The organism is Ralstonia sp. SET104 (assembly GCF_003851545.1).
Classification (GTDB): domain Bacteria; phylum Pseudomonadota; class Gammaproteobacteria; order Burkholderiales; family Burkholderiaceae; genus Ralstonia.
This window is the reverse complement of sequence record NZ_BHVX01000002.1, coordinates 171548-196692: the sequence shown is the minus strand read 5'-3', so window position 1 is coordinate 196692 and position 25145 is coordinate 171548. Positions and strand designations below refer to the sequence as shown.

At 62.3% G+C, this 25145-nt stretch carries 24 protein-coding genes; 3 read left to right on the top strand and 21 right to left on the bottom strand.

Annotation, left to right across the window (positions count from 1 at the left end):
• Positions 1-68 precede the first annotated feature (68 nt).
• From PSUB009319_RS03540 to ndk, 15 genes are all read right to left on the bottom strand, one after another.
• Complete coding sequence (locus PSUB009319_RS03540) at positions 69-1232, bottom strand: ATP phosphoribosyltransferase regulatory subunit (protein WP_124380875.1); 1164 nt, start codon at positions 1230-1232, stop codon at positions 69-71.
• A 57-nt stretch (positions 1233-1289) separates the two neighbouring features.
• On the bottom strand, positions 1290-1490 hold the full coding sequence (locus PSUB009319_RS03535) for a DUF2065 domain-containing protein (RefSeq protein ID WP_124380874.1): 201 nt from the start codon (positions 1488-1490) through the stop codon (positions 1290-1292).
• Positions 1491-1568: 78 nt separating this feature from the next.
• Entirely contained in the window at positions 1569-2495 is a 927-nt protein-coding gene (hflC, locus tag PSUB009319_RS03530; protein WP_124380873.1) for a protease modulator HflC, read from the bottom strand.
• Positions 2496-2507: 12 nt separating this feature from the next.
• Positions 2508-3884 carry an FtsH protease activity modulator HflK gene (gene hflK, locus PSUB009319_RS03525; protein ID WP_124380872.1) on the bottom strand — a complete coding sequence of 459 codons (1377 nt, stop codon included), beginning with the start codon at positions 3882-3884 and terminating at the stop codon, positions 2508-2510.
• A 55-nt stretch (positions 3885-3939) separates the two neighbouring features.
• The gene (gene hflX, locus PSUB009319_RS03520; protein WP_124380871.1) at positions 3940-5193 is read right to left on the bottom strand and encodes a GTPase HflX; all 1254 of its coding nucleotides are present in this window, start codon (positions 5191-5193) and stop codon (positions 3940-3942) included.
• Between the two features lie 74 nt (positions 5194-5267).
• On the bottom strand, positions 5268-5507 hold the full coding sequence (gene hfq / locus PSUB009319_RS03515; protein WP_004626316.1) for an RNA chaperone Hfq: 240 nt from the start codon (positions 5505-5507) through the stop codon (positions 5268-5270).
• Between the two features lie 300 nt (positions 5508-5807).
• Positions 5808-7151, bottom strand: a complete 1344-nt coding sequence (der, locus tag PSUB009319_RS03510) for a ribosome biogenesis GTPase Der (protein ID WP_124380870.1) — start codon at positions 7149-7151, stop codon at positions 5808-5810.
• 196 nt (positions 7152-7347) lie between these two features.
• Positions 7348-8526 carry an outer membrane protein assembly factor BamB gene (gene bamB, locus PSUB009319_RS03505; RefSeq protein WP_124380869.1) on the bottom strand — a complete coding sequence of 393 codons (1179 nt, stop codon included), beginning with the start codon at positions 8524-8526 and terminating at the stop codon, positions 7348-7350.
• Positions 8527-8574: 48 nt separating this feature from the next.
• A complete protein-coding gene (locus tag PSUB009319_RS03500; RefSeq protein ID WP_124380868.1) occupies positions 8575-9210 on the bottom strand; it encodes a tetratricopeptide repeat protein in 636 nt (211 codons plus the stop codon).
• 65 nt (positions 9211-9275) lie between these two features.
• Positions 9276-10598, bottom strand: coding sequence for a histidine--tRNA ligase (hisS, locus tag PSUB009319_RS03495; protein WP_124380867.1), 1323 nt, complete (start codon positions 10596-10598; stop codon positions 9276-9278).
• Between the two features lie 61 nt (positions 10599-10659).
• Entirely contained in the window at positions 10660-11946 is a 1287-nt protein-coding gene (gene ispG, locus PSUB009319_RS03490) for a flavodoxin-dependent (E)-4-hydroxy-3-methylbut-2-enyl-diphosphate synthase (protein WP_124380866.1), read from the bottom strand.
• 52 nt (positions 11947-11998) lie between these two features.
• Positions 11999-13093, bottom strand: a complete 1095-nt coding sequence (locus PSUB009319_RS03485; RefSeq protein ID WP_124380865.1) for a RodZ family helix-turn-helix domain-containing protein — start codon at positions 13091-13093, stop codon at positions 11999-12001.
• Complete coding sequence (gene pilW, locus PSUB009319_RS03480; RefSeq protein WP_124380864.1) at positions 13086-13883, bottom strand: type IV pilus biogenesis/stability protein PilW; 798 nt, start codon at positions 13881-13883, stop codon at positions 13086-13088. Before pilW ends, PSUB009319_RS03485 begins: the two co-directional genes overlap by 8 nt.
• Complete coding sequence (gene rlmN / locus PSUB009319_RS03475; RefSeq protein ID WP_124380863.1) at positions 13880-15031, bottom strand: 23S rRNA (adenine(2503)-C(2))-methyltransferase RlmN; 1152 nt, start codon at positions 15029-15031, stop codon at positions 13880-13882. Before rlmN ends, pilW begins: the two co-directional genes overlap by 4 nt.
• Positions 15032-15074: 43 nt before the next feature.
• Positions 15075-15500: a nucleoside-diphosphate kinase gene (gene ndk / locus PSUB009319_RS03470; RefSeq protein WP_045204261.1), complete on the bottom strand. Its 426-nt coding sequence runs from the start codon at positions 15498-15500 to the stop codon at positions 15075-15077.
• Between the two features lie 367 nt (positions 15501-15867).
• Here ndk and PSUB009319_RS03465 point away from each other — a divergent pair, with 367 nt between their 5' ends.
• Positions 15868-16569: a Bax inhibitor-1/YccA family protein gene (locus PSUB009319_RS03465; RefSeq protein ID WP_124380862.1), complete on the top strand. Its 702-nt coding sequence runs from the start codon at positions 15868-15870 to the stop codon at positions 16567-16569.
• Between the two features lie 84 nt (positions 16570-16653).
• Here the strand turns inward: PSUB009319_RS03465 and rlmD are convergent, their stop codons facing one another.
• The gene (gene rlmD, locus PSUB009319_RS03460) at positions 16654-18006 is read right to left on the bottom strand and encodes a 23S rRNA (uracil(1939)-C(5))-methyltransferase RlmD (protein WP_124381067.1); all 1353 of its coding nucleotides are present in this window, start codon (positions 18004-18006) and stop codon (positions 16654-16656) included.
• A gap of 160 nt (positions 18007-18166) precedes the next feature.
• Between rlmD and PSUB009319_RS03455 the strand changes: the two genes are divergently transcribed.
• Positions 18167-19030, top strand: coding sequence for an endonuclease/exonuclease/phosphatase family protein (locus PSUB009319_RS03455; RefSeq protein ID WP_124380861.1), 864 nt, complete (start codon positions 18167-18169; stop codon positions 19028-19030).
• Positions 19031-19061: 31 nt separating this feature from the next.
• Here PSUB009319_RS03455 and rpoS read toward each other — a convergent pair whose 3' ends face one another.
• The 4 genes from rpoS to surE are packed head-to-tail and all read right to left on the bottom strand — an operon-like array spanning position 19062 to position 22748.
• The gene (gene rpoS, locus PSUB009319_RS03450; protein ID WP_124380860.1) at positions 19062-20198 is read right to left on the bottom strand and encodes an RNA polymerase sigma factor RpoS; all 1137 of its coding nucleotides are present in this window, start codon (positions 20196-20198) and stop codon (positions 19062-19064) included.
• A gap of 8 nt (positions 20199-20206) precedes the next feature.
• Complete coding sequence (locus PSUB009319_RS03445) at positions 20207-21031, bottom strand: peptidoglycan DD-metalloendopeptidase family protein (protein ID WP_124380859.1); 825 nt, start codon at positions 21029-21031, stop codon at positions 20207-20209.
• Between the two features lies 1 nt (position 21032).
• The gene (locus PSUB009319_RS03440; protein WP_124380858.1) at positions 21033-21977 is read right to left on the bottom strand and encodes a protein-L-isoaspartate(D-aspartate) O-methyltransferase; all 945 of its coding nucleotides are present in this window, start codon (positions 21975-21977) and stop codon (positions 21033-21035) included.
• Positions 21978-21992: 15 nt separating this feature from the next.
• On the bottom strand, positions 21993-22748 hold the full coding sequence (gene surE / locus PSUB009319_RS03435) for a 5'/3'-nucleotidase SurE (RefSeq protein WP_124380857.1): 756 nt from the start codon (positions 22746-22748) through the stop codon (positions 21993-21995).
• 211 nt (positions 22749-22959) lie between these two features.
• Between surE and PSUB009319_RS03430 the strand changes: the two genes are divergently transcribed.
• Positions 22960-23934: an NADPH:quinone oxidoreductase family protein gene (locus tag PSUB009319_RS03430; protein ID WP_124380856.1), complete on the top strand. Its 975-nt coding sequence runs from the start codon at positions 22960-22962 to the stop codon at positions 23932-23934.
• A 73-nt stretch (positions 23935-24007) separates the two neighbouring features.
• Here the strand turns inward: PSUB009319_RS03430 and PSUB009319_RS03425 are convergent, their stop codons facing one another.
• Positions 24008-25114, bottom strand: a complete 1107-nt coding sequence (locus PSUB009319_RS03425; RefSeq protein ID WP_124380855.1) for an alkene reductase — start codon at positions 25112-25114, stop codon at positions 24008-24010.
• Positions 25115-25145 lie beyond the last annotated feature (31 nt).

Below are 25145 nucleotides of genomic sequence, written 5' to 3'. Positions count from 1 at the left end.
TATTCTACCCTTGTTGCCAAGGGCTTCCCTGAAATTACCGGGTATTTACACAACGTTATGCAACAGCCTCAGACAGAAGCGTTGCGGGGCTTGACGATCCAGCGACCACCCTCTTCCACGAGTTGGCGGTCGTAAGCAAACTCCTCCAGGTCTTCCGGATGGCCCGGCAGCGACTGGATGACGATTTCGCCAGCGGCACGCAGGGCAGCAATTGCCTCGCGCAACTTGGCATCACCGGACCACGGCGCGTGGATGGCGGCTGCGCGAGCCTCCACCGGCGAGATGCCGGCGACCTCGCGCAGGTCCAACGAAAAACCGGTTGCCGGGCGAGCACGGCCGAAGGCCTCACCCACCTTGTCGTACCGGCCCCCACGCGCCACGGCGTTCGGCACGCCTGCCACATAGGCCGTGAACATCACACCGCTGTGGTAGTGGTAGCCGCGCAGGTCAGCCAAATCGATATTGATGGTCGCACCGCCCGCACGTTCGGCCAGCGTGGCCAGATCGTCAAGCGCGCGGCCAATGGCGGGCAACGCGGGCAACTGCTTGCGCGCATGGTCCAACACATCAATACCGCCGTACAGCGATGGCAACAAATTGATCGCATCGCGCTGCGCCACTGGCAAATCGGCCGTGATGGCGCGCAGGGCGGGCACATCCTTGGCGGCAAGCGCCGCGAACAGGTCGTCCTGAATGCGAGCGGCAACCAGCGATTGCTCCAGCAGCGCAGCCACCACGCCAACGTGGCAAAGGTCCAGCCGCACATCCGCCAGCCCAGCGGCCGACAGCGCGGCAAGCATCAACTCCTGGATTTCCAAATCGGCTTCCAGACCAGCGTGACCATAGATTTCGGCCCCGATCTGCAGCGGCTCGCGTGTGACGTGAAACCCACTCGGACGCGTATGCAGCACCGAACCGGCGTAACACAAGCGCGTCACGCCGGCGCGGTTCAGCAAATGGGCATCGATACGGGCGACTTGGGGCGTGATGTCGGCACGCAGACCGATCGTGCGGCCAGAGAGCTGATCGACCAGTTTGAAAGTCTTCAGATCCAGATCGTGGCCGGTGCCGGAGAGCAGCGACTCGATGTATTCCAGCATCGGCGGCATGACCAGTTCGTAGCCGTAGGTGCGAAACAGGTCGAGCATGCGGCGGCGCAGCTCTTCAATCTTGCGCGCCTCGGAAGGCAGCACATCGGCAATGGATTCAGGCAGCAGCCAATTGGTCGGCATGGCGGTCTCGCTCAGGAGTCTTGGTACGGCAGAAATTCGAAAAACGCAGGAAGCAGGCTAGCGATGCAGCAACCGCAGGAGGATCAGCCCAATCGCCATCGACACGAGGCCGATCACGCGCAGCTTTTCGTCAGGCAGGTCGGTCAGCGCTTGGAAAGCACGCCGCCAGGCCCGCGGTGCCACGAACGGCAGAATGCCCTCAAAGACGAGAACCAGCGCGCATGCGGCCAGCAAAACGGTGGGGAGTGACTCTTCCATGGGATGCGGGTGGCGAACGAACAAAACCCCGGCAAGCCGGGGTTTGTCCGCCTCAAATACAATCAGCGACGCATTGTACTAGCGATGGCGCCCTGTCTGGGCGGCTGGTGCTGCCGCCGAACCACTGCCCGAGTTACCACCATTTGGGCTGCGCATATATTTGAAGAAATCGCTGTTCGGCTGCAACACCATCACATCCTTGCGATCGCGGAACGACGCACGATACGCCTCCATAGAGCGCCAGAATGCGGCGAACTGCGGATCGCGGCCAAACGCATCGGCGTAGATGTCGGCGGCACGGGCATCGCCTTCACCCTTGATTTTCTGCGCGTCACGATAAGCGTCAGCCAGCACGACTTCACGTTGACGATCGGCATCGGCACGGATCTTTTCGCCTTCGGCCGCACCGGTGGAGCGCAGTTCGTTGGCCACGCGCTTACGCTCTGCTTCCATGCGGCGGTAGACCGATTCGGTCACGCTCGCCAGCAGATCGACGCGCTTCAGACGCACGTCGATGATATCGACGCCGACCGACTTGCCGTATTCCTGCACGCCTTTGAGAATGCTCTGCATCACCGCTTCACGATCCGTCGATACCACGTCGGAGACCGTGCGCCGAGCGAACTCGTCGCGGGCGATGGAGTTGATCTTCTGCGTCATGCTGTCTTGCGCGAGGCGGTTATCGCCCTTGAAGCTCACGTAAAACAGACGCGGATCAGACACACGCCACTTCACGAACCAATCGACCAACAGGTTTTTCTTCTCGGCCGTGATGAAGCGGTCGGCGCCGGCCACATCGATGGTCTGCAGGCGTTTGTCCATGAACACCACGTTCTGCAGCGGCGGGGGCAGCTTGAAATGAAGCCCCGGCTCCTTGATGACCTGCTTGATCTCACCAAAGGCGAACACCACGGCGTACTGCCGCTGGTCCACCACGAACACCACTGACGAGAACACCGCCAGAGCAATGACAAGCGCCACGAAGGCAGAAATCAGACGATTCATCGTGCCCTCCTGTTAGCGCGAATCGCGGTCACGGTTGCGCAGTGCTTCGCGCGAGCGCGAGTCTGCGTCATTGGCCGGTGACGGATGGGAGGGAGTGGGCACACTCTGTGCCGAGCCGCTGTCCTGTGGTGAAGTGCCGGGCGCGGCGGCCGGACGCGACGTGTCGCCCTGCGTTTGTGCGATCAGTTTGTCCAGCGGCAGATACAGCAGGCTGCCGTTGTTTTGATCGACCATCACCTTGGTCGAATTGGCGTAGATGTCCTGCATGGTTTCCAGATAGATACGGTCGCGCGTGACCTGCGGGGCCTTCGCGTATTCGCGTTGCACCGAGGCAAAGCGGGCCGCATCGCCCTCTGCACGTGCCGTGACGCGTGCTTTGTAACCCTGGGCCTCTTCACCCAGGCGGGCGGCTGTACCCTTGGCACGGGGCACCACATCGTTGGCGTAAGCCTGGCCTTCGGAGATGGCGCGCTCACGGTCCTGGCCCGCCTTGGTCACGTCGTCGAATGCGGCCTGCACCTGCTCGGGCGGCTGCACGCTTTGCACGTTGACGCTGAGAATGCGGATACCAGTCTTGTACGCCGACAGGATGCGCTGAATCGATTCCGCCAGATTGCGGCCGACAGCATCACGCCCCTCATACAGCACCGCGTCCATCTTGTTGCGCCCGACAATCTCACGCACAGACGTTTCAGCCGCTTGCGTCACGAGTTCCTCGTCGCCGCCACGGTCTGTGCGGTTGTAGAACAGGTAATCGACCGGGTTGGCAATGTTGTACTGGACCGAGAAGCGCACATCGACAATGTTCTCGTCCTGCGTGAGCATCGACGAGTCTTTCAGGTTCGTATCCTTGATTTGCGTCGTGCGACCGATCTCAAGCGTACGCACGCCCGACAGGTTGACGATCTCGTGCGACTCGATCGGATACGGCAGGCGCCAGTTGATACCCGGCGTGGCCAGATACTTGAAGCGGCCGAACTGCAGGATCACGCCAGTCTGACCTTCCTGCACGATGAAGAAGCCGCTGGCCATCCACAGGCCCACGAGCACCGCCAGCAGCACGCCAACACCAAGGCCCGAACCCGCGCGGCCATTACCCGGACGCAGCGGCGTGGGGCCGTCATTACCATTACCGCTGTCCTTGCGGCCGAACAAGTTATTCAGGCGGCGATTGAAATCGCGCCACAACTCGTCAAGATCGGGCGGCCCATCCTGGGGCGGCTTGCTTTGGCGCTTCGGCTCGTCTTTGTCTTCGCGCTCGGCGTTATTGTCATCGCCGCGACCCCAGCGCGGGTCGTTCAGCGAAAGCAGCACGCGTAAGCGGTGCCACAAACCTCGCGCCGAACGGGGCGAGGCCATGGAAGAAGACTGGGTCGAAATCTCGGGCATGAGCGGTCGGGCTTGTCCTGATTGTCTGACTGCGAAGGAGTAACGGGGCATTCTATCAGCCCTCTTCGTCACCTTTGGCGGAAGAACCGCTGCTCGGCAAGCTTTGCGACAGTTCGTCACGGTGCGCCGGCAGTGAATCACGGCGGGTGTCGAAACGGGGATCGAAATCGCCACCATGCGACGCTGGGTGCTCACGCAGGCGAATCGCGGTCTCGACCAACGCTTGGCGCAGCAGATCCAGCCCGGCCCCCTCGATGGCAGAGACGAACACGCGCCGCACGGCACCGGTTTCATCACGCTCGATGCGCGGGCCGGCGGCACGCAACTCCTCAGCCGCATCGATCTTGTTCATCACCAGAATCTGCGGGATGCCGCTGGCGTTGATTTCATCGAGCACGCGATCGACCTGTTCCATCTGTTCATGCTTGACGGTACTGGCAGCGTCCACCACGTGCAGCAGCACGTCGGCGTGCACGGTTTCTTCCAACGTGGCGCGGAAGGCGGCCACCAGTTGCGTGGGCAGATCGCGGATAAAGCCGACTGTGTCCGACAGCACCACGTTGCCCAATCCCTCCAGATACAACCGGCGCGAGGTCGTATCCAGCGTGGCGAACAACTGGTTGGCTGCGTAGGCGCGTGCCTTGGTCAGCGCATTGAACAACGTCGATTTGCCCGCGTTGGTATAGCCGACCAAAGAAACGGAAAATGCATCGTTGCGGCCGCGCGAACGGCGTTGCGTGTCATGCTGACGCTGCAGCTTGTCCAACTCGGACGATAAGCGCTTGGCGCGTTCATCCAGCATCCGGCGATCCAGTTCGAGCTGGCGCTCGCCAGGGCCACCACGCAGGCCGACCCCCCCCTTCTGACGCTCCAGGTGGCTCCACGCCCGCACCAGACGTGCCGCCTGATAGCGCACGCGCGCGAGTTCCACCTGCACCTTGCCGACGTGGCTCTGTGCGCGCTGGCTGAAGATGTCGAGGATGAGGCCCGTCCGGTCCACCACGTGGCGGCCGAAGAAGCGCTCAAGATTACGCTGCTGGGCGGGGCTCAGCGCGTGGTTGAAGATGACGATTTCAGCGTCTTCCTCGTCCGCGGCGATCTTTACTTCCTCCGCCTTGCCTGAGCCGATGAACAGCGACGCGTCTGGCCTGGAGCGTTTGCCCGTGACCGCGCGCACCGGCTCGGAGCCGGCGGTGGACGCCAGCAGCGCCAGTTCACTCAGACTTTCCTGGAAATCGTGTTTGCCGAAATCAACCGCGACCAGAATGGCGCGAGTCGGCTCCGAGCTGGAGGTGGGATGGGATGCCAAGCGGGGAAATAAAGAAGGAAAAACCGGGGGTGGGTGCGTCCCGCCGCGCGGATGGCGGCGGGAGCGAGGCAGAATCAGGCGTCAGGCGCTTCGTCCACGCGGAAATTCACGGCACGGGCCGGCACCACGGTGGAGATCGCATGCTTGTACACCATCTGCGTCACGGTGTTACGCAAGAGCACAACGTATTGGTCGAACGACTCGATGTTGCCTTGCAGCTTGATACCGTTGACGAGGTAGATCGACACCGGTACATGCTCTTTACGCAGCGCATTCAGAAACGGGTCTTGTAGCAATTGCCCTTTGTTGCTCATGGCACACTCCAGATTTATAGGTTTAGTGATGGGTTATGGGGCTAGGAAGCCCGGGTTCAAGCAGGCGACGCAAAAAAAGTTCGTCAAAAGAGTCGGCCAGACGCGTCCAAATGACGCCAATGGCGCCTGGGTTTGTGGACACCAAGCGCCATGTCTCGAGAATTTAGCCTTAGAAATCAGGGAAAGCAAACGGAAAACCGATGACCCCGCCAGATGAAATGGCTCGGCCGTTTTGGTGATCCCCCGTTCGAATGCCCCCGCGTCACACGCTCCCGCCGTCGAGCACCGCCCGTGCAACGCTCAGTCGTTGGATTGGGCGTACGGGTTTTTGTTCGTACGAAATTCGATCCGCAGCGGAGTGCCCTTCAGTTGGAAGGCCTCGCGGAAACGCCCTTCCAGGAAGCGGCGATAGGTTTCGGGAATATTCGACAGCGCATTGCCATGAATCACCACGATTGGTGGGTTGGAACCACCTTGGTGCGCGTAGCGCAGCTTCGGGCGCGAGACGCCGGCGCGACGCGGTTGCTGATACTCGACCGCCTCCATCAGCACCCGCGTAAGCTTGGGGGTCGGCAGCTTGACCATGGCAGCAGCGTAAGCGGCATCCACAGACTTCATCAGCGCGCCAATGCCCGTGCGCTCCTTGGCGGAGATGTAGTGCACGTTGGCAAACGACAGGAACTGCAGTTTGCGCTCCATATCGTGTTTGATGCGATCACGCGCATGTCCCGTGAGGCCATCCCACTTGTTTACACCGATCACCAGCGCGCGGCCGGACTCGACAATGAACCCCGCGATATGGGCATCCTGGTCGGAAATGTCCTGCTGCGCATCGAGAATCAGCACAACCACATTCGCATCGGCGATGGACTGCAGCGTCTTCACCACCGAAAACTTTTCAATCGCCTCAAACACCTTGCCACGTTTGCGCAGGCCGGCCGTATCGATGAGCGTGTACGGTTTGCCGTTGCGCTCGAAATCCACGTAAATGGCATCGCGCGTGGTGCCCGGCATGTCGAATGCGATCACGCGCTCTTCGCCGATCAGCGCGTTCACCAGCGTTGACTTGCCGACGTTCGGGCGACCGACGATGGCGATGCGGGTACCGTGGTCGTGCGCATCGGCTGCCTCGGCAAGCTCGGGGCGCTCGGCAAATGCCAGATCGAGCGCCTCTGCCACCAAATCGTTGACCCCATCGCCATGTGCAGCGGAAATGGCTGCCGGATCGCCCAGACCAAGTTCGTAGAAATCGCTGGCGACAGCGGTATAGCGCATGCCCTCAGCCTTGTTGACGGCCAAAAGGATGCGACGTCCCGTCTTGCGCAGATAATCGGCAATCACGCGATCCTGCGGGGCCAGTCCCAGGCGGCCATCAACGATGAAGATCACGACATCGGCTTCGACCACAGCCTGGCGGGTCTGCTTGGCCATCTCGGCAACAATGCCTTCCTTGGCGACGGGCTCGAAGCCGCCGGTATCGATGGCGATGAACGGACGCTCACCGACGCGGCCTTCACCATAGTGACGGTCGCGCGTCAGGCCGGGGATGTCCGCGACCAACGCGTCACGCGAGCGCGTCAGACGGTTGAAGAGGGTCGATTTGCCGACATTCGGCCGCCCCACGAGGGCAATGACTGGTTTCATGCTTGTGTGCCGTACGCGAATGGCGTCACGGCAAATTCTGGTTATTGCAACTGCGGTTGGCATCTGCACGGCTGAACGCCTGGATGGCGCAGATGCAAGACGCCCGCGGGGTACGCGGGCGCAAGTTCAAGGCGACGGCGCCGCCCCGATGTGATGCGTGTGCCGCCGCAGCCCATTCGGGCCGAGGCGATCGATACTACTTCGGCAGATAGCCGTAGACGCCGCCGCCGCGAGTCTGCACGACCAGCGTCTGGCCGACCACCACGGGCGCAGCACCGATAGCACTGCTGTCAGTCTTCACGCGGGCAACGAACTTGCCGTCATCACGCGAGAGGAAATGCAGCCAACCTTCGGAATCACCCACGATGACCGTGCGGCCAAATGCCACCGGTGTGCCAAGATCGCGCCACAACAACGCGTCGTTCTTCCACAGGTCCGCACCGTTTTGCGCATTGAAGCCGTAGACCACCGACTTCTCGTCAGCGGCGAACAGCCCGCCATCATCTTGCGTGACACCGGTCGGTGACGAGAAATCACGCCCCCAACGCGGAGCGCCAGTGCTGATATCGAAGCACGCCACGCGCCCCTGGAAGCTGGCGGCACACACTTGCGAACCGTTGATCGACGGTGTGCCAGTCACGTCGTTCAAGCGTTCGATCTCCGATACGCCATGCGGGTACGATACTGCCGCTTCCCAACGCAGCGCGCCATTGCTGGCCGACAGTGCACCCAGCTTGCCACCGGCAAAGCCGAGGATGATGTTGTCGCCGGCAAAGACCATTGGCAGGCTGCTACGCAGGTTCAAAGCCGACGGAGAGCGCTGGTAAATCCACTTGCGTTCGCCGTTGCTGGGATCCAGGCCCAGGACGCGGCCGTCTGTCGTGCGGACGATCACCAGCCCTTGACCCACCAGCGGCGCCGTCAGGACTTCACCGTTGACGGCGATCTTCCACTTCTGCGCGCCCTTCTCGTCGAATGCGATGACAGCGCCCTTCTCTCCCGCCACGGCCGTCAACGTGCCGTCGCTGCCGGGGCCGGTGGTCAGGTCCGCATCCGCTTTCCCTTGCCAAAGCGTGCGGCCCGTGGCGCCATCCAGGGCAGTCACGGTACCGCCGGCTGCCGACACGTAGACATTGTTGCCTGCCACCGCCGGCTGCATTACGTAGCGACCGCTCTTGCCGACGCTCACGCTCCACGCCTGGCGCACGGCCAGCACCTGCTGAACTTCCTTCAGCTTGGTCGGCTCATGCTTGTTCTTGCTGCTGAACAGCGAGCAACCGCCAAGGACAGCCGTCGCTGCCAGTGCCAGCACTGCCACGCGTGCCGCCTGTGCGACACCGCGCGCGACACCACCCTGCTCAAGTGCGTGAATCATGAAATCGGGATCCTTTTGTTATGCGTTGAATAGCACGGGTTGCGCCGATCAAGCGCCGCCCAGGGCATCCAGCTTGAACTGCACAATCTGGCGCGCCGAAGCGTCGGCCGGACCGAACTTCTCCAGCGCCAGCTTGTAGGCAGCGCGGGCATCTTCGTTCTTGTTCTGCGCGGCTAGCAGATCGCCACGACGGTCTGCATACAGCCCGGCAAACGCCGGCGCAACATCGCCGGAGACTAGCGCGATGCCCTGATCGTAGGCTTTCTCGTCTAGCAGCAGACCAGCCAGACGCAGCTTGGCAAGCGCCTTGTACTCATCGTCGCGCGCATGATCAACCGTCCATTGCAACTGCGCCTTGGCGCTGGCCGCATCGTTGGCTTCGTACAGCGCCTTGGCTGCAGCCAACGCGGTCATCTGTGCATAGGCCGTGCCGCCAAACTTGTCTTCCATGTCGGTAGCGGCGCGCTTGATCTTCTCGGCATCTTTGCCGTCAACGGCCTTCTGCACCTGCTCGTACAGCACGGACGCCTCGCCCGCCTGCTTGCGCTGCCAGTTCTTCCAGCCGAACCACCCAGCCACGGCCAGCAGCACCACGATAGCGACCCACGTGATGACGTTGCCGTTATCGCGCCACCAGTGCTTGAGATTCTCTAGTTGTTCCTGTTCTTCGAGATCGTAGGCCATGCTTTGCAGAGCTTGAGTATTGGAAGTGAATCGCGGTCGTTCGTTGCCGAAATCAGCCGCTGCGGTCAGTCGTTGTTGGCCACCATGGCATCAATCAGGCGATCGACCAACTGGTCGGACGGCACGGTCTGCTGGGCATCCGCGGTCGGATCGCCGCGCAGCGGCTTGATCTGCGCCACGCCTTGGGTGACTTCATCGTCGCCAATGATAACCGCATAGGATGCACCACTTGCGTCAGCGCGCTTGAACTGCGACTTGAAGCTACCGTTGCGCCCCTCCGGCGAGGCATGAAGGATGACATCGAGCCCAGCATCACGCAGCCGCTCGGCCGCAATCAGGGCCTGCACCTGTGCCTCGTCGCCCTGGTGGACGATGTAGACGTCGCAACCTTGCGCTTCGGGCTCCAGCTTTTCTTCACGCAACAGCTCGATGATGCGCTCCACGCCCATCGCCCAGCCGCATGCGGGCGCTGCCTTGCCGCCAATTTGTTCGATCAGCGGGTCGTAGCGGCCGCCACCGGCCACCGTGCCCTGCGCACCGAGCTTGTCGGTCGTCCACTCGAACACGGTGAGGTTGTAATAGTCCAGCCCGCGCACCAGACGCGGGTTGATCGTGAACGGAATGTTGTTTGCCTTAAGCAGCTTCTGCACGCCTTCAAAGTGCGCACGCGATGCTTCGCCCAGATAGTCGATCAGCTTGGGCGCGCCGGCAGCCATGTCCTGCAGCGCGGGGTTCTTGGTGTCGAGCACGCGCAGCGGGTTGGTGTACAGGCGGCGTTTGCCGTCTTCATCAAGGATGTCCTGGAAACCCTCCAGGTACTTGATGAGATCGGCACGGTGCGCTGCGCGCTCTTCCGCCTGACCGAGCGAGTTCAATTCGAGCTTCAAGCCGACCAGGCCGAGGTCGTCCCACAGGCGCTGGCACATCAAAATGACTTCAGCGTCGATATCCGGGCCGGCAAAGCCTAGCGCTTCCACGCCCACCTGATGGAATTGGCGATAGCGTCCACGCTGCGGACGTTCATGGCGGAACATCGGGCCCGTGTACCACAGTCGCTTCGGGCCGTCGTACAGCAGGTTGTGCTCGATCACGGCGCGCACGGCGGCGGCTGTGCCTTCCGGGCGCATCGTGAGTTGCTCGCCGTTCAGCGCATCGGTGAAGGTGTACATCTCCTTCTCGACGATGTCCGTCACCTCGCCGATGCCGCGCACGAACAGTTGGGTCTGCTCGACGATCGGCGTGCGAATCTGCTGATAACCATAGGCGCGCAGCATGCTGCGCACGGCGTTGTCAAAGTGCTCCCACAGCGGGGCGTCGTCAGGCAGCAGATCGTTCATGCCTTTGACGCCGGCGATCTTCTGCACGCGTTGTTTTTGTGTATCGCTCATGATGTCACGTTGAAAGCTGACCACCTCTGCGGGCCAGCTTGTCGCTTCGTGTTCCGAAGCCTTATGCCGTCGTCTCGGCTTGCGCGCCGTAATGCGCGCGCACGTACTCGTCGACGATCGTCTGGAATTCTTCTGTGATGCGCTCACCGCGCAGCGTCTTCACCTTCACGCCGTCAACGAACACAGGCGCCGCCGGCGATTCGCCCGTACCCGGCAACGAAATGCCAATGTTGGCGTGCTTGCTCTCACCTGGGCCGTTGACGATGCAGCCCATGACAGCAACGTTCATCTCTTCGACTCCGGGGTACCGTTCCTTCCACATGGGCATCTGCTCGCGCAAGTACGACTGAATGCGCGCCGCCAGTTCCTGGAAGACCGTACTGGTCGTACGCCCGCAACCCGGGCACGCGATGACCATCGGCGTGAAGTTGCGCAGGCCCATGGTCTGCAGAATCTCCTGCGCGACGATGACTTCCTTCTCACGCGGCGCACCCGGCTCCGGGGTGAGCGAAATGCGAATCGTGTCGCCGATACCTTCTTGCAGCAGCACTGACAGCGCCGCCGTCGAAGCGACGATCCCCTTGCTGCCCATGCCGGCCTCGGTCAGGCCAAGGTGCAGCGCGTAGCTGCAACGACGCGCCAGCTCGCGGTACACGGCAATCAGATCCTGCACCGCCGAGACCTTGCACGACAGGATGATCTGGCTACCGGGCAAGCCCAGCTCTTCCGCCTTCTGCGCGGACTGGATTGCCGAGGTGATCAGCGCCTCGACCATCACGGCACGGGCATCCCACGGCGTCGCGCGTTGTGCGTTCTCGTCCATGATGCGAGCCAGCAGATCTTGGTCGAGGCTGCCCCAGTTCACGCCGATACGCACCGGCTTATCGTAGCGGCAGGCGATCTCGATCATCTGCGCGAATTGCGTATCGCGCTTCGCGCCCTGCCCGACGTTGCCCGGGTTGATGCGGTACTTGGACAGCGCTTGCGCGCATTCCGGATAGTCCTGCAACAGCTTGTGGCCGTTATAGTGGAAATCGCCAACCAGCGGCACATCCACGCCCATGCGGTCGAGCTGCTCACGGATGGCAGGCACCGCAGCGGCTGCGGCTGGTGTATCCACCGTGATGCGCACCAGCTCCGAGCCAGCGCGCGCCAGCTCCTTCACCTGGATCGCGGTGCCGATTGCGTCCGACGTGTCGGTATTCGTCATCGACTGCACGCAGACCGGCGCATCGCCGCCCACGTGCACAACGCGGTCGCCCCAGCGGATTTCCGCGGCGCGCGAATTCCGGCGTGGCAGCGGACCAACCAAGGCAGGAGCGCAATCGAGAGGCGTGGAGATTTCCATGATCAGACAAGGCGCGCCGCCTGATCGGGCGGCGCGCCATTTACAAAACGGTTCAGGGCAGCGTGGCCCGTGCCACGCGATTGCGGGCGTACTTCTGAAGATTGACGGACACACCGCCCACTGCCAGCGATTCAACCGCTTCGGCATTGCCGAAGACGACCTTGAACGGCGGCGTTCCAGTGACATCACGCGCGTCGCCCGCCCTGGAGATGCCACTGGCGAGCGTCTTGCCGGATTTGTCCTTGATCTCATACCACGACGAACCCGAGAAGCGCACAGAAACCGTGCCGCTGCCAGCCGCCGCCTCGACTGGCTTGACGGCTTCCGCCGGCAAGGCAGCAATCGGAGCTTCGACGCTGATGACAGACGGCTTGGCACCCGTGACAGCTACCGCAGGCACTGGGGTGGCACCGTTGTCCGAGCGCGGCAGAGTAGACGGCGGCGCCAGCGGCGCAGTCACCACCCCCGAGGCCGAAGCGCCAGGCGTAGCAGGCACAGGCGTCAGCGGTGTCGGCATCGAGGCGGCGGGCGCTTCTGATGGCGCCTGCTCTGGCGCTTGAGCCGTTTGTGCCGGTGCGGCTTGCTCAATTGCCGGAGCTTCATTCGTGCCCGATTCGGCGTTTTGCGTGGCGGCCGTCTGCGTGGCAAACCACTGCTTCAAACGATCCATACCGACCAGCGCACCGGCAGCCACTGCCACAGCAATGAGCACACCGATAAGCCAGCGACCGCCACTACCGCGACGCTTAGCGAAGCTTGGCCTATCGGAAAACGATTCACCCAGCCCGCCTTCGGGTCGCAAACCGATGTTGGTGACCGGCGCACGCGCGTTCAACCGCACAAGCTGGTCGTCGACGTCGACCTGCAGGGCGCGCGCATAGGCGCGGATCAAACCCTTGGTGAACGTCATGTCAGGCAATGCACTGACATCTGCAGACTCCACCGCCGACAACTTGCCTGGCGCCACCTTCAGGCGCGTGGCCAGATCGTCAACCGTCAGACGCTGGCGATCGCGGCCCGCACGCAAGCGTTCGGCAATCTCGCGCAGCGCATCGTCGCGCTCGGGCGATGCAGCGGCGGACGGATTCGGGGCAGGCGCCGCACCGTGAGAGAAGTCGGTAGCGCTTGCCACGTCGCGGTCAGTCATCCCATGCTCCTCGTTCGAATGCCGCCTCTTCGGGCGCATTGGGGAAGCGGCGCTGCAATTGCGCGCTCCATGCGTTCTGCTGCGAAGTGTTGCCCAGGCGGCGCGCGATACGAGCACCCAGCCACAAGCTTTCAGCCGTCGGATTGCCGCGGCCATTTACACGCTCGACGAACGGCATGGCACGCGAATATTCACGGCGTTTGTAATACAGCTGCGCCAACGTAAGGTTGGTCAGCGGATTGTTTGCGTCGATGTAGGTGGCGCGCGTCAGGCTCTTCTCCGCACCGTCCAGATCGCCCTGGCGCATCTGGCAGACACCCAGGTTCGTCCACGACTTGGCCGGACTGCCAGCAGCCGGCACCTCGATGGCCTGGCGCAGCATGGCCATACCCTGATCGGGCTTACCGCCCTGCGAACACAGGAACCAGCCGTAGTTGTTCAGCAAATCGCCATCTTGCGGCGTTGCGGCCAGAGCACTGCGGAAACTCTCGTCCGCCTGCTCGCGCTGCCCGAGGTTCATGTAGGCCAGCGCGCGGATGTGATACGCATTAGGCACGTTGGGGTCGATCGCGATGGCGTTCTTGATTTCCTCAAGCGCAGTCGCGTTTTGACCCGCTTCCAGATATTGCATTGCAAGCTGCAATCGGATCGCGGCCCGTCGACCAGCGTCGGCCGTTTGATCGGGGGCTGTCGTGACTTCTCGTGTCTGTGTCTGGACCGGCGGCGACAACGCGCACCCGGCGGCGGCCAGCGCAAAGACCAGACTGACAGCAGTCGACCAACGCTTCATGCGGTACCCATACGGTGAGTGGAATCGGCCCCGACCACCGGGATCTCGACGATCTTGCCGAATTTACCGCGTTCGGCCAGGCGCGTGCGATCTTTGACCTCGCCAGCGAGTTGGCCGCAAGCCGCGTCGATATCGTCGCCACGCGTCTTGCGGATGGTGGTGACAATGCCGGCGTCCAGCAACACTTGCGAGAAACGGCGGATCTGCTCGTTGTTCGAGCGCTTCAACCCGGATTCAGGGAACGGATTAAACGGGATGAGGTTGAACTTGCATGGCACGTCAGCCACAACGCGCAGCAGTTCACGGGCGTGCTCGACGGTGTCGTTGACGCCATCAAGCATGCAGTATTCAAAGGTGATGAAATCGCGCGGCGCGAACTCAAGATAGCGGCAGCAGGCAGCCATAAGTTCAGCCAGCGGGTACTTCTTGTTCAGCGGCACGAGCATGTCGCGCAGCGCATCGTTGGAGGCATGCAGCGACACGGCCAGCGCTACGGGCACATCGCGCGCCAGGCGGTCCATCATCGGTACCACGCCAGAGGTGGACACCGTTACGCGACGGCGCGACAGACCATACGCGTTGTCGTCCAGCATCATGCGCAGAGCCGGCACCACAGCATCGTAGTTCAGCAGCGGCTCCCCCATGCCCATCATCACGACGTTCGTGATGACGCGGTCATCCTTGGGGCCACGGCCCAACTGCTTGCGCATAGCGAATTCGGCCATCCAGAGCTGACCGACGATCTCGCCCGTGCTGAGGTTGCGTGAGAATCCTTGCTTGCCGGTCGAACAGAATCGGCAATTGACGGCACATCCCGCCTGAGACGACACGCACAGCGTGCCGCGCGTCTCCTCAGGGATGTAGACCGTCTCTACGGCATTGCCCTGCCCTACGTCGACCAGCCACTTGCGCGTGCCGTCCGACGACAGGTGATCAGAGATGACCGCCGGCGCCTGGATGTTGGCGCGGGTCGCGAGCTTTTCACGCAACGACTTGGCGAGATCGGTCATCTCGCCAAAATCGGACGCGCCCGACTGGTGAATCCAACGCTGCAATTGCTTGGCGCGGAACGACTTCTCACCCAGGCTCTCACAGTACGTGAGAAGACCCTGTGCGTCGAAATCGAGGAGGTTCACCACATCGCTCATGACTTGCAACCCGAAACTACCAATCCCAGTCTAGTGTTGACGCTTAGCGGCTGTAAATGTTCAGGCCCGGGAAGAAGAAAGCGACTTCCACAGCAGCCGTTTCGGCAGCATCCGAACCATGCACAGCGTTGGCATCGATGCTGTCAGCGAAGTCGGCGCGAATCGTACCCTTCTCAGCCTTCTTCGGGTCGGTTGCACCCATCAGGTCACGGTTCTTGGCGATTGCGTTTTCGCCTTCCAGTGCTTGCACCATCACCGGGCCCGAGATCATGAAGTCCACCAGGTCCTTGAAGAACGGGCGCTCCTTGTGCACGGCGTAGAACTGCTCGGCTTCAGCGCGCGACAGATGGATCATCTTGGCTGCGACGACCTTCAGGCCTGCGCCTTCAAAACGGGCGTAGATCTGGCCGATGACATTCTTAGCCACGGCATCCGGCTTGATAATCGACAAAGTGCGTTCGAGCGCCATCAAAAACTCCAAAAAATGAAGGTGTTACGTGAAAGATAAACGGCAGATTCTAACACGGTGCGCAGCAGGATTGGATGTCACGCGGTGCAACCCGATACCGCGCATGCTGGCACATAAAAGTGACGCAACAATCATTTACACCGATCGCGCCATCATCCCGATAAAACAGCCTTAGCATCCCCTTATTGGGAGCACAAAAAGTCACGTACGAAGGGCTTTTTCTGTCACCACTGCCCACCGACGGCCGGAACCGCGTGGCATGCTGGCTCTCCAAGCAAGGACGATGTGGCTTGCAAAAGCTTCTTTCGGATGCCACATTCGGTGTGTTGTCGCATTGTCTGCAATGTCATTTACCCAAGGAGTTCGCATGGACAACCAACTCAACACGTACGGTTTTGGCGCTTCCGGCACCGCCGGCGCGTTGGCCGTCCGCAACCGCGTGCTGCGCAATACCTATTGGCTGCTCGCGCTTTCCATGATCCCCACCATCCTGGGTGCGTGGATCGGCGTTACCACCGGCTTCAACCTGATGGGGCGCAACCCGCTGATGGGGTTCGTCATCTTCATGGCAGTGGCTTTCGGCTTCTTCTACGCCATTGAGCGCTTCAAGAACAGCGGCGTGGGCGTAGCCTTGTTGCTCGGCTTCACGTTCTTCATGGGGCTGATGTTGTCGCGGCTGATCGGCATGATCCTGGGTTTCTCGAACGGCGCGTCGCTCATCATGACGGCCTTCGGCGGCACGGCGATCATTTTCGGCGTGATGGCGACGGTGGCCACGGTCAGCAAGCGTGACTTCTCGGGCCTGGGCAAGTGGCTTTTCATGGGCGTGCTGGTGCTGATCGTCGGCTCGGTGGCCAATATCTGGCTGCAACTGCCGGCGATGATGCTAACGATCTCGGTGCTGGCCATCGCAATCTTCTCCGCCTACATCCTGTTCGACGTGCAGCGCATCGTGAATGGCGGCGAGACCAACTACGTGACAGCCACCCTGGCGATCTACCTGGACGTCTACAACATTTTCACGAACCTGCTGGCGATTCTGGGAATCTTCGGCGGCAACCGAAACTAAACCCGCGGCGCCCTCGATGGCGCAAAATAAAAAAACCGGCGCCTGGTGCGCCGGTTTTCTTTGCCTGCAAGATATGCAACGGCCTTAGTCACGCTCAAATACCGCCATCGACTCCACGTGAGACGTGTGCGGGAACATGTTCACCACGCCCGCACCGGCCAGCCGATAGCCTGCTTCATGCACCAGCAAGCCCGCATCGCGCGCCAGCGTCGCCGGATTGCACGACACGTAGACGATGCGCCTCGGCAGCAGATCAGCCGCCTCACCACCGCGCTGCGACAGCTCGGCCAGCGCCTTCGACACAGCCAGCGCCCCTTCGCGCGGCGGATCGACCAACCAGCGATCAAACTTGCCCAACGCGGCGATATCATCCGCCGTGATCTCGAACAGATTACGACACGCAAACGTCGTCTTCGCGTCCAAGCCGTTGTGCTGAGCATTGGCGAGTGCTCGTGTCGTCAGCGCCTCGCTGCCTTCAATGCCCATCACTTCGCGGCCCCGCGTAGCCATTGGCAGCGTGAAGTTGCCGATACCGCAAAACAGGTCGAGCAGACGATCGCCCGGCTGCGCATCAAGCAACTTCAACGCACGCGACATCAGCACACGGTTGATCTGGTGATTGACCTGCGTGAAGTCCGTCGGTTTGAACGGCATGGTGATGCCGAACTCAGGCAGCGTGTAAGTCAGCGTGCGATCGAGTGGATGAAACGGATAGACCGTGTCCGGACCCTTGGGCTGCAGCCAGAACTGTACGTTGTGCTGATCAGCGAAGGCTCGCAGTTCTGCCTCGTCGTCAGGGGTAATCGGCTCCAGATTGCGCAGCACTAGCGCAGTCACGTCCTGGCCGACGGCCAACTCGATCTGCGGCATGCGCTGCACGATCGACAGACGCCCAACCAACTCGCGCAGCGGCACCAGCAGCGACGACACATGTGGCGGCAGCACCTCGCACGATGTCATGTCGGCCACGTAGCTGCTCTTTCGCTCGTGAAAGCCCACCAGCACGCCACCTTTGGCTGCCACGTGACGCACGGTCAAACGCGCGCGGTAACGGTAGCCCCAATCGGGGCCGGCAATTGGCCGGAACACGACATCCGGACGCAGCTTGGCGAGATGCCACAGGTCGTCTTCCAGCACGCGCTGCTTGATGGCGACCTGCGCACGTGAATCCAGATGCTGCATCGAGCAGCCGCCGCACACACCGAAGAATCTGCATTGCGGTGTCACACGCGAAGCAGACTGGCGCAGAATGCTCACGACGCTCGCCTGCTCGTACGACGGCTTCACACGGTGGCTGCGGTACATCACCTGTTCGCCTGGCAGAGCACCTTCCACGAAGACGACCTTGCCCGGCGTGCCATCCTCATTGGTCAGACGGCCGATGCCACGGGCTTCACTATCGAGCGAGATGATGTCCAACGGGCCCGCCACGGGCATCTCTGACTTTCGGCGCCCACGCGGGTTGGCCGCCGGCTTGGTCGGCGCGGCAGTTGCGGAATCCGGAGACGAAGGCGTGACGTTGGGTGCAGCTTGAGACACGAGCGAGCCTGGGCAAAATGGGGACAAGGGCGGCATTGTAAGACACAGGAGGACCAGCATGGGCACCATCATCCTGACGTGGAACATCCAATGGGGCCGTGGTGCAGACGGGCGCGTCAGCCTCACGCGCCAACTCGCACAAGCGCGCGACATGGCCGAGTTCGATGTGCTGTGCCTGCAGGAAGTCACCTCCGGTTTCGGTGATCTGCCTGGTCAGCCGGGCATCGACCAATGGGGCGAAATCGCCGATGTGCTTGGCGCCGAATACACCGTGATCCGCGGCTTCGCGCTGGAGCGCCACAACGGCACACAGGTGCAGCGCTTCGGCAACGCGATCGTCACACGCCTGCCCGTGCAGTACATCATGCGCCACACGTTGCCATGCCCGCCTGATGCCACACCGTATATGCCGCGCATGGCCATCGAAGCGATCGTGCTGGCGCCGTTTGGCCCGCTGCGCGTCGTCACGACGCATCTGGAGTACTACTCGGAGCTTCAACGTCTGGCGCAGATCGATGCGCTGCGAGCCATCCACACGGAGGGCTGCGCACGCGCGAATCAATCACCAGTGCTCGGCACAGAGCCCGAAAGCGGCCCCTTTCGCCCACTGGCGCAAACGACGGCAACCATCGTCTGCGGGGACTTCAATTGCAAGCCCGATTCCACGCCCAAACGCCTGGCCACTGTGCCATTCACCCGGGAACCGGCTCTATACGATGCGTGGGAGATCGCCCATGGCGCGGCACCGCAGCCGCCGACCTTTGGCGTGCACGACCGCGTCGGCTGGACAGACCCTGCGTACGCGTGTGATTTCGTGCTGATCAGTGAACCGCTGAAACCGCGCTTGCTGCGCGTGGAGGTCAACAGCACGACGCAAGCGTCGGATCATCAACCGATGCTGCTGGAACTGAGAAACGACTGAAAGCAGGCAGAAGAACGAGAACAGCGGCGCCTTACAACACCGCGTCCTTACGCACGCCCTGCGAGGCGAAATGCCGCTTGAGCTTGACCAACGCTTCCTGCTGGATCTGGCGCACGCGCTCGCGCGTCAGGCCCATCTCGGCGGCCAACTCTTCCAGCGTCGCAGGTTCGATGTAGTTGAGGCCAAAGCGGCGCTCAACCACGTAGCGGTGCTTATCGGACAGGCGCGCCAGCCACGACTTCATCAACTGCGACAGCTCACGATGCGCCACCTCCTGATCGGGCGAGGCACCGTGCTCATCCGACAAGAAATCAAGCAGGCTCGTGCCCGGATCGAGATCGAACGGCGTATCGAGCGAGGTCGTGTGCTCATTGAGCGAGAGCACGTCCTGCACCTCGTCCGTGGTTTTGCCGAGCAAGTGAGCGATGTCTTCGAGACTCGCGTCGCGGCCGTCCACGCCGCTCTTTTCCAAATGACGCTTGGCGCGCAGCACCTGATTGAGTTCGCGGATCACGTGCACCGGCAAACGCACCGTGCGTGCCTGATTCATGATTGCTCGCTCGATGCTCTGGCGGATCCACCACGTTGCATATGTGGAGAAGCGGAACCCGCGTTCCGGATCGAATTTCTCGATCGCGTGCATCAGGCCGAGGTTGCCCTCTTCGATCAGATCGAGCAGCGGCACACCGCGGTTCAGATAGCCCTTGGCAATGCTCACGACCAAGCGCAGGTTGCGCTCAATCATGACTTGGCGCGCAGCAAATTCACCCGCCTTGGCCAGCGTCGAGAAGTGCAGTTCTTCGGCCGGCGTCAAAAGCGGCTTGATGCTGATGCGATTGAGATAGTGCTGAACGGTATCGGCGGCCAGTTCGGCCTGCAGTACCTTGCGGAAATCCTCTTCGGGCGCGGCCTCCTCGGCCTCCTCGCCCTCTTCCTCTTCTTCGTCCGGCTCGTCGGCACTGTCAGACGTGTCGTTGAGATCGGCAGATTCGGAAGCAGGCACATCGTCGATCAACGCGTCGACGACTTCGATTTCTTCCGCAGGAGGCTGCGCTGCGACCCGCGCACGCCGCCCAGCGCGCCCGTTTTGGGTGCGTTGGCCCTCTACAGCAGCGTCGACGGTGTCATCGGCGGGGGTGACGGGCGTGGCGGCTTTCTGGCGCGGCATGCATTCCTCTATTGAGGCGGCAAGTAGCGCATCGGATCGACCGGCTTACCGTTGCGGCGCACTTCAAAATGAAGCTTCACGCGATCCGCATCAGTGCTGCCCATTTCGGCGATCTTCTGCCCTTTCTTGACCGTGGATTGCTCGGTGACCAGAACCTTGTCGTTGTTGCCGTAGGCGGTCAGGAACGTGTCGTTGTGTTTGATGATGACAAGATTCCCGTACCCACGCAAGGGTCCAACGTGGATCACTTTTCCATCATCGGCAGCGACCACCGCATCACCGCGTTTACCACCGATATCGATACCCTTGTTGCTCTTGTCATCGAAACGGTTGATGAGCGAGCCGTGTGCCGGCCAAGCCAGAGAGACTGCGCTGTCGGTTGCCCCGGCAGGAGCACCTGACGACGCTGCAGGCGGCGTGGCCGGCGTGGAATCAACCGGCTGCGTGCTCGTGTTGCCCGGTCGAACCGGCGTGACGACGGCCCCGCTGCTGCTGACATCCGCGTTCGGCGGAACAACACGTAACAATTGATCGACTTCGATCTGGTTCGGGTTGGCGATGTTGTTCCAGGCCACCAGGTCACGCGGTGCTTGGCCATTGCGCAAGGCGATGCTGTACAGGGTATCGCCACGCTTGACCCGATAGTAGCCCGGGGGCGACGGCTCTTGCGACGCGGCACCGGTGCTGCCGCCACGCGAGGTGCGGTCGAGAACGGGGGCTTGGTTGCCGGAGGATGCGCAAGCCGCCAGTAATGCGGCCGACACCATCGCCACGGCGAGCCGGCCTGCGCGTGCGGGGCTTGGACGGTTCATGGAGCTCCGGGGAGTGAACATACTAAACAGTTCCTGATTTTAACGGGACAAAGAAAACGCCTTCAAGCGCAGTACTGTGAAACTGGAAGCGGCTGCGGCGCTCGATGAGAACGAGCTGCTGCGCAGGGCCGCTATTACGGTCGGTGGCCACCGGGGCGATCAGCCGCCCGCCGATTGCGAGCTGATCGAGCAGCGCCTGCGGCACCTCGAGCCCCGCCGCCGCCAGGATGATGGCATCGAACGGCGCGGCCTTCGGCAACCCCAGCATGCCGTCGCCATAGTGCAGACGGATGTTTGGCACACGGAGTGGCCGCAAGTTCGCTTTGGCTTTTTCGTGCAGCGGACGGACCCGTTCAATCGAGTACACCTCATCGGCGAGCTGCGCCAGAACAGCCGCTTGGTAGCCGCAGCCGGTGCCGATTTCCAACACGCGCGCGAGCGGCATGCCAGTGCGAACGGGCCGTCCGCCCAACAGCAATTCGATCATCCGGCCCACGACCGACGGCTTCGAGATCGTTTGCTGATGACCGATCGGCAATGCGGAATCTTCATACGCCTGTGAAGCCAGGCCAGCGTCGACGAACAGGTGGCGCGGCACCGCGCCGATTGCGGCGAGCACGCGCTTGTCGCTCACGCCACCGGCCTGGACGCGGCCGATCAATGCCTGACGCGCACGGTCCGACGCCATGCCGCCGGCCGCTGCATGCGCTGCCGCCGTACGTGCCTGCACCGCGCTCGCGGCAACCGCGCCGACTGCGGCGTCGACACCGGCCACACGCTGGGGCGAAGGCGTGGGAGCGGATGGGGTCGATGCGCGTTCGACGGATGCTGCGCGCACCGGCGTGGGGCGTGACACAGCGCTCACCCCAGACGAGATGCGCATCTCACGCTGGCGCTCCACAGGTTTGCGCTCGACCACTGCGTCGAGCGGCAACGGAAAGCGCCGGTCGCGCGGGCGTTCAGACATGGGCCACCGTGGCGATCATGGCGTCTGCCAGCGGCGCACGGTGCGCAGTTGGGCTGTGTCGGTCAAGTCGAGCTGCAGTGGCGTCAACGAGACGAAGCCATGCGCGACGGCGTGGAAATCGGTGCCTTCGCTGGCGTCCTTCGCGTCGCCAGCGGCGCCGACCCAGAAGATCGGCTCGCCACGGGGATTGGCTTGGCGGATCACCGGCTGCGATTGGTGCCGCTTGCCCAGACGCGTTGCGCGCCAACCGGCCAGCTCGCCGTACGGCAGATTCGGGATGTTGACGTTGAGCAGGACCGGACCTTCCAGCGGATCGGACAGATAGCGCTCGACCACCTCGCGGGCGACACGCTCGGCGGCGTCGAGATGCGTCCAGCCCTTGTCTGCCTGCGAAAACGCAATCGACGGAATACCGAACAGATGGCCTTCGATGGCAGCGGCGACGGTGCCGGAATACAGCACGTCTTCGCCCATGTTCTGGCCCTGATTGATGCCGGAGACGACCAAATCGGGCTTCTCTTCGATCATGCCGGTGAGCGCGATGTGCACGCAATCCGTCGGCGTGCCGTTGACGAAACGAAAGCCCTTCTGCGCACCCTCGGTGGCTTCAAACACCGAAAGCGGCCGCTGCAGCGTGAGCGAGTTCGACGCGCCGCTGTGGTTCTGCTCCGGTGCGACCACTGTCACGCGGCCGAGGGGACTCAGCGCGCGATGCAGCGCCGCGAGCCCGGGCGCGAGATATCCGTCGTCGTTGGCAATGAGAATATGCATGGCGCGAATTGTAACCGAGCAACGTTCCCGAATCGTGGTCACGCGCACGTTCTACGCGCTTACAAAAAATGCATCGACAAGCCACCCGACGCATCGCACCCCATAAAATCGAACGACCGTGCTTTTACTCGGTTACACTGCCAGACGAGATCGCGTGCAATGCATGCGAGATGGCGAACAATCCACCGCAAGACTGTTGAGGAGACACATCATGAAAGCCGTCGTCTGCAAGACCTGGGGCCCGCCCGAATCGCTGGTGATCGAAACGCTGCCGGACCTTTCGCCGGGCGCCGGTGAAGTCGTGATCGACGTAAAGGCGGCGGGGGTGAATTTTCCTGACGTGCTGATCATCCAGAACAAATATCAGTTCAAGCCGGAACTGCCCTTTACCCCGGGTTCGGAGGTGGCTGGCGTGGTCAATGCGGTGGGTGAAGGTGTGTCGCACCTCAAGGCCGGCGATCACGTGATTGCCTTCCTCGGCCAGGGCGCGTTTGCTTCGCAGGTGAAGACGTCGGCCAAGGTGGTGATGCCAATGCCGCCGGGCATGGCGTTTGACACAGCCGCCGCATTCACGCTCACCTATGGCACATCGCACCATGCGGTGGTCGATCGCGGGCAACTGAAGGCCGGCGAGACAATGCTGGTGCTCGGCGCAGCCGGTGGCGTTGGGTTGGCGGCAATCGAGATCGGCAAGGCCATCGGTGCGCGCGTGATCGCTGCAGCGTCGAGCGACGAGAAGCTCGCGGTCTGCAAAGACCACGGCGCCGACGCACTCATCAACTATTCGACCGAAGACCTGCGCGAGCGCATCAAGGAATTGACGGACGGCAAGGGTCCGGACGTGATCTACGACCCGGTCGGCGGCATTTATGCAGAACCGGCGTTTCGTTCGATTGCCTGGCGCGGCCGCTATCTGGTGGTTGGTTTTGCCAACGGCGAGATCCCGAAGATGCCGCTGAACTTGGCGCTTCTCAAGGGGGCCTCGCTGGTGGGCGTGTTCTGGGGTGAATTTGCACGCCGCGAGCCAAAGGCGAATCTGGCGAACATGATGCAAATGCTCGGCTGGATGCAGGAAGGCAAGATTCGCCCGCATATTTCTGCGCGCTATCCGCTCGAGCAGACCGCGCAAGCGCTGCTGGACATGGCGGCGCGCAAGGTGACGGGCAAGGTGGTGATTCAGCCGTAAGCGCGATCACCGCGAAAAAAAAGCCGCGCTGGGCGATAAACCCGCGCGGCTTTTTCTTTGACGCAACGCCTGGTCAGGCGGCTTCTTCCAGCGTCGGATAGTCGGTGTAGCCCTTTTCCTGGCCGCCGTAGAAGGTCGCGCGGTCCGGTTTGTTGAGCGATGCACCAGCGCGGAAGCGCGCCACCAGATCCGGATTGGCAATGAACGGTCGGCCAAACGCCACCGCATCGGCCAGACCGGAGGCGATCATCTGCTCGCCCTCTTCCGCCGTGTATTGGCCGCACACGATGAGCGTGCCCTTGAAGGCCTCACGCAGTTGGCGGCGGAAATCGTTGGTCAACTCGGGGCCACCCGCCCAATCCGGCTCGGCGATATGCAGATAGGCGATGCCGCGCTTGGTCAACTCGCGCGCGAGGTACAGCGCGCTTTCTTCGGCTTGTGCATCGGCAATATCGTGCGCGACGAAGTGCGGCGACAAACGGATGCCGACGCGTTCGGCGCCGATCTCGGCGATGGCCGTATCGACCACTTCGAGAATCAGCCGCGCGCGGTTCTCCAGCGAGCCACCGTACTGGTCGGTGCGCTGGTTGCTATTGGTCGACAGGAACTGATGCAGCAGGTAGCCGTTGGCGGCGTGGATTTCAACGAAATCAAAACCGGCGCGGCGTGCACGCAACACGGCTTGGCGATACTGCGCGATCACGCCCGGAATTTCTTCCGTGGCCAGGGCACGCGGCTCGCTGGTCGGCACATTGCCGGGGGTGCCGTCGGGCTGTACGACAAAGCTCTGCGCGCCCTTGGCGACGATGGCCGACGGCGCGACGGGCGCTTGACCATTTTCCTGCAGCAGCGTGTTCGAAATACGCCCCACGTGCCAAAGCTGTTGCGAGATGCGACCGCCCTTGGCGTGCACGGCGTCCACCACGGTCTTCCAGCCGGCTTCCTGTGCGTCGGTGTACATGCCCGGCGTCCAAGCGTAGCCCTGGCCTTGGCGGGAAATTTGCGTCGCCTCCGTGACAATCAGGCCCGCAGTGGCACGCTGCGCGTAGTAAGTCACGTTCAGTTCGGTCGGCACGTCACCCGGCTGGCCGGCACGTGAACGCGTGAGCGGCGCCATCACGACGCGATTGGCTAGGGTCGTACGGCCAGTCTGGATGGGGGACAGCAGTTGTTGGGTCATATCAGCTCCTGAAAGAGAATCTATTCGACCG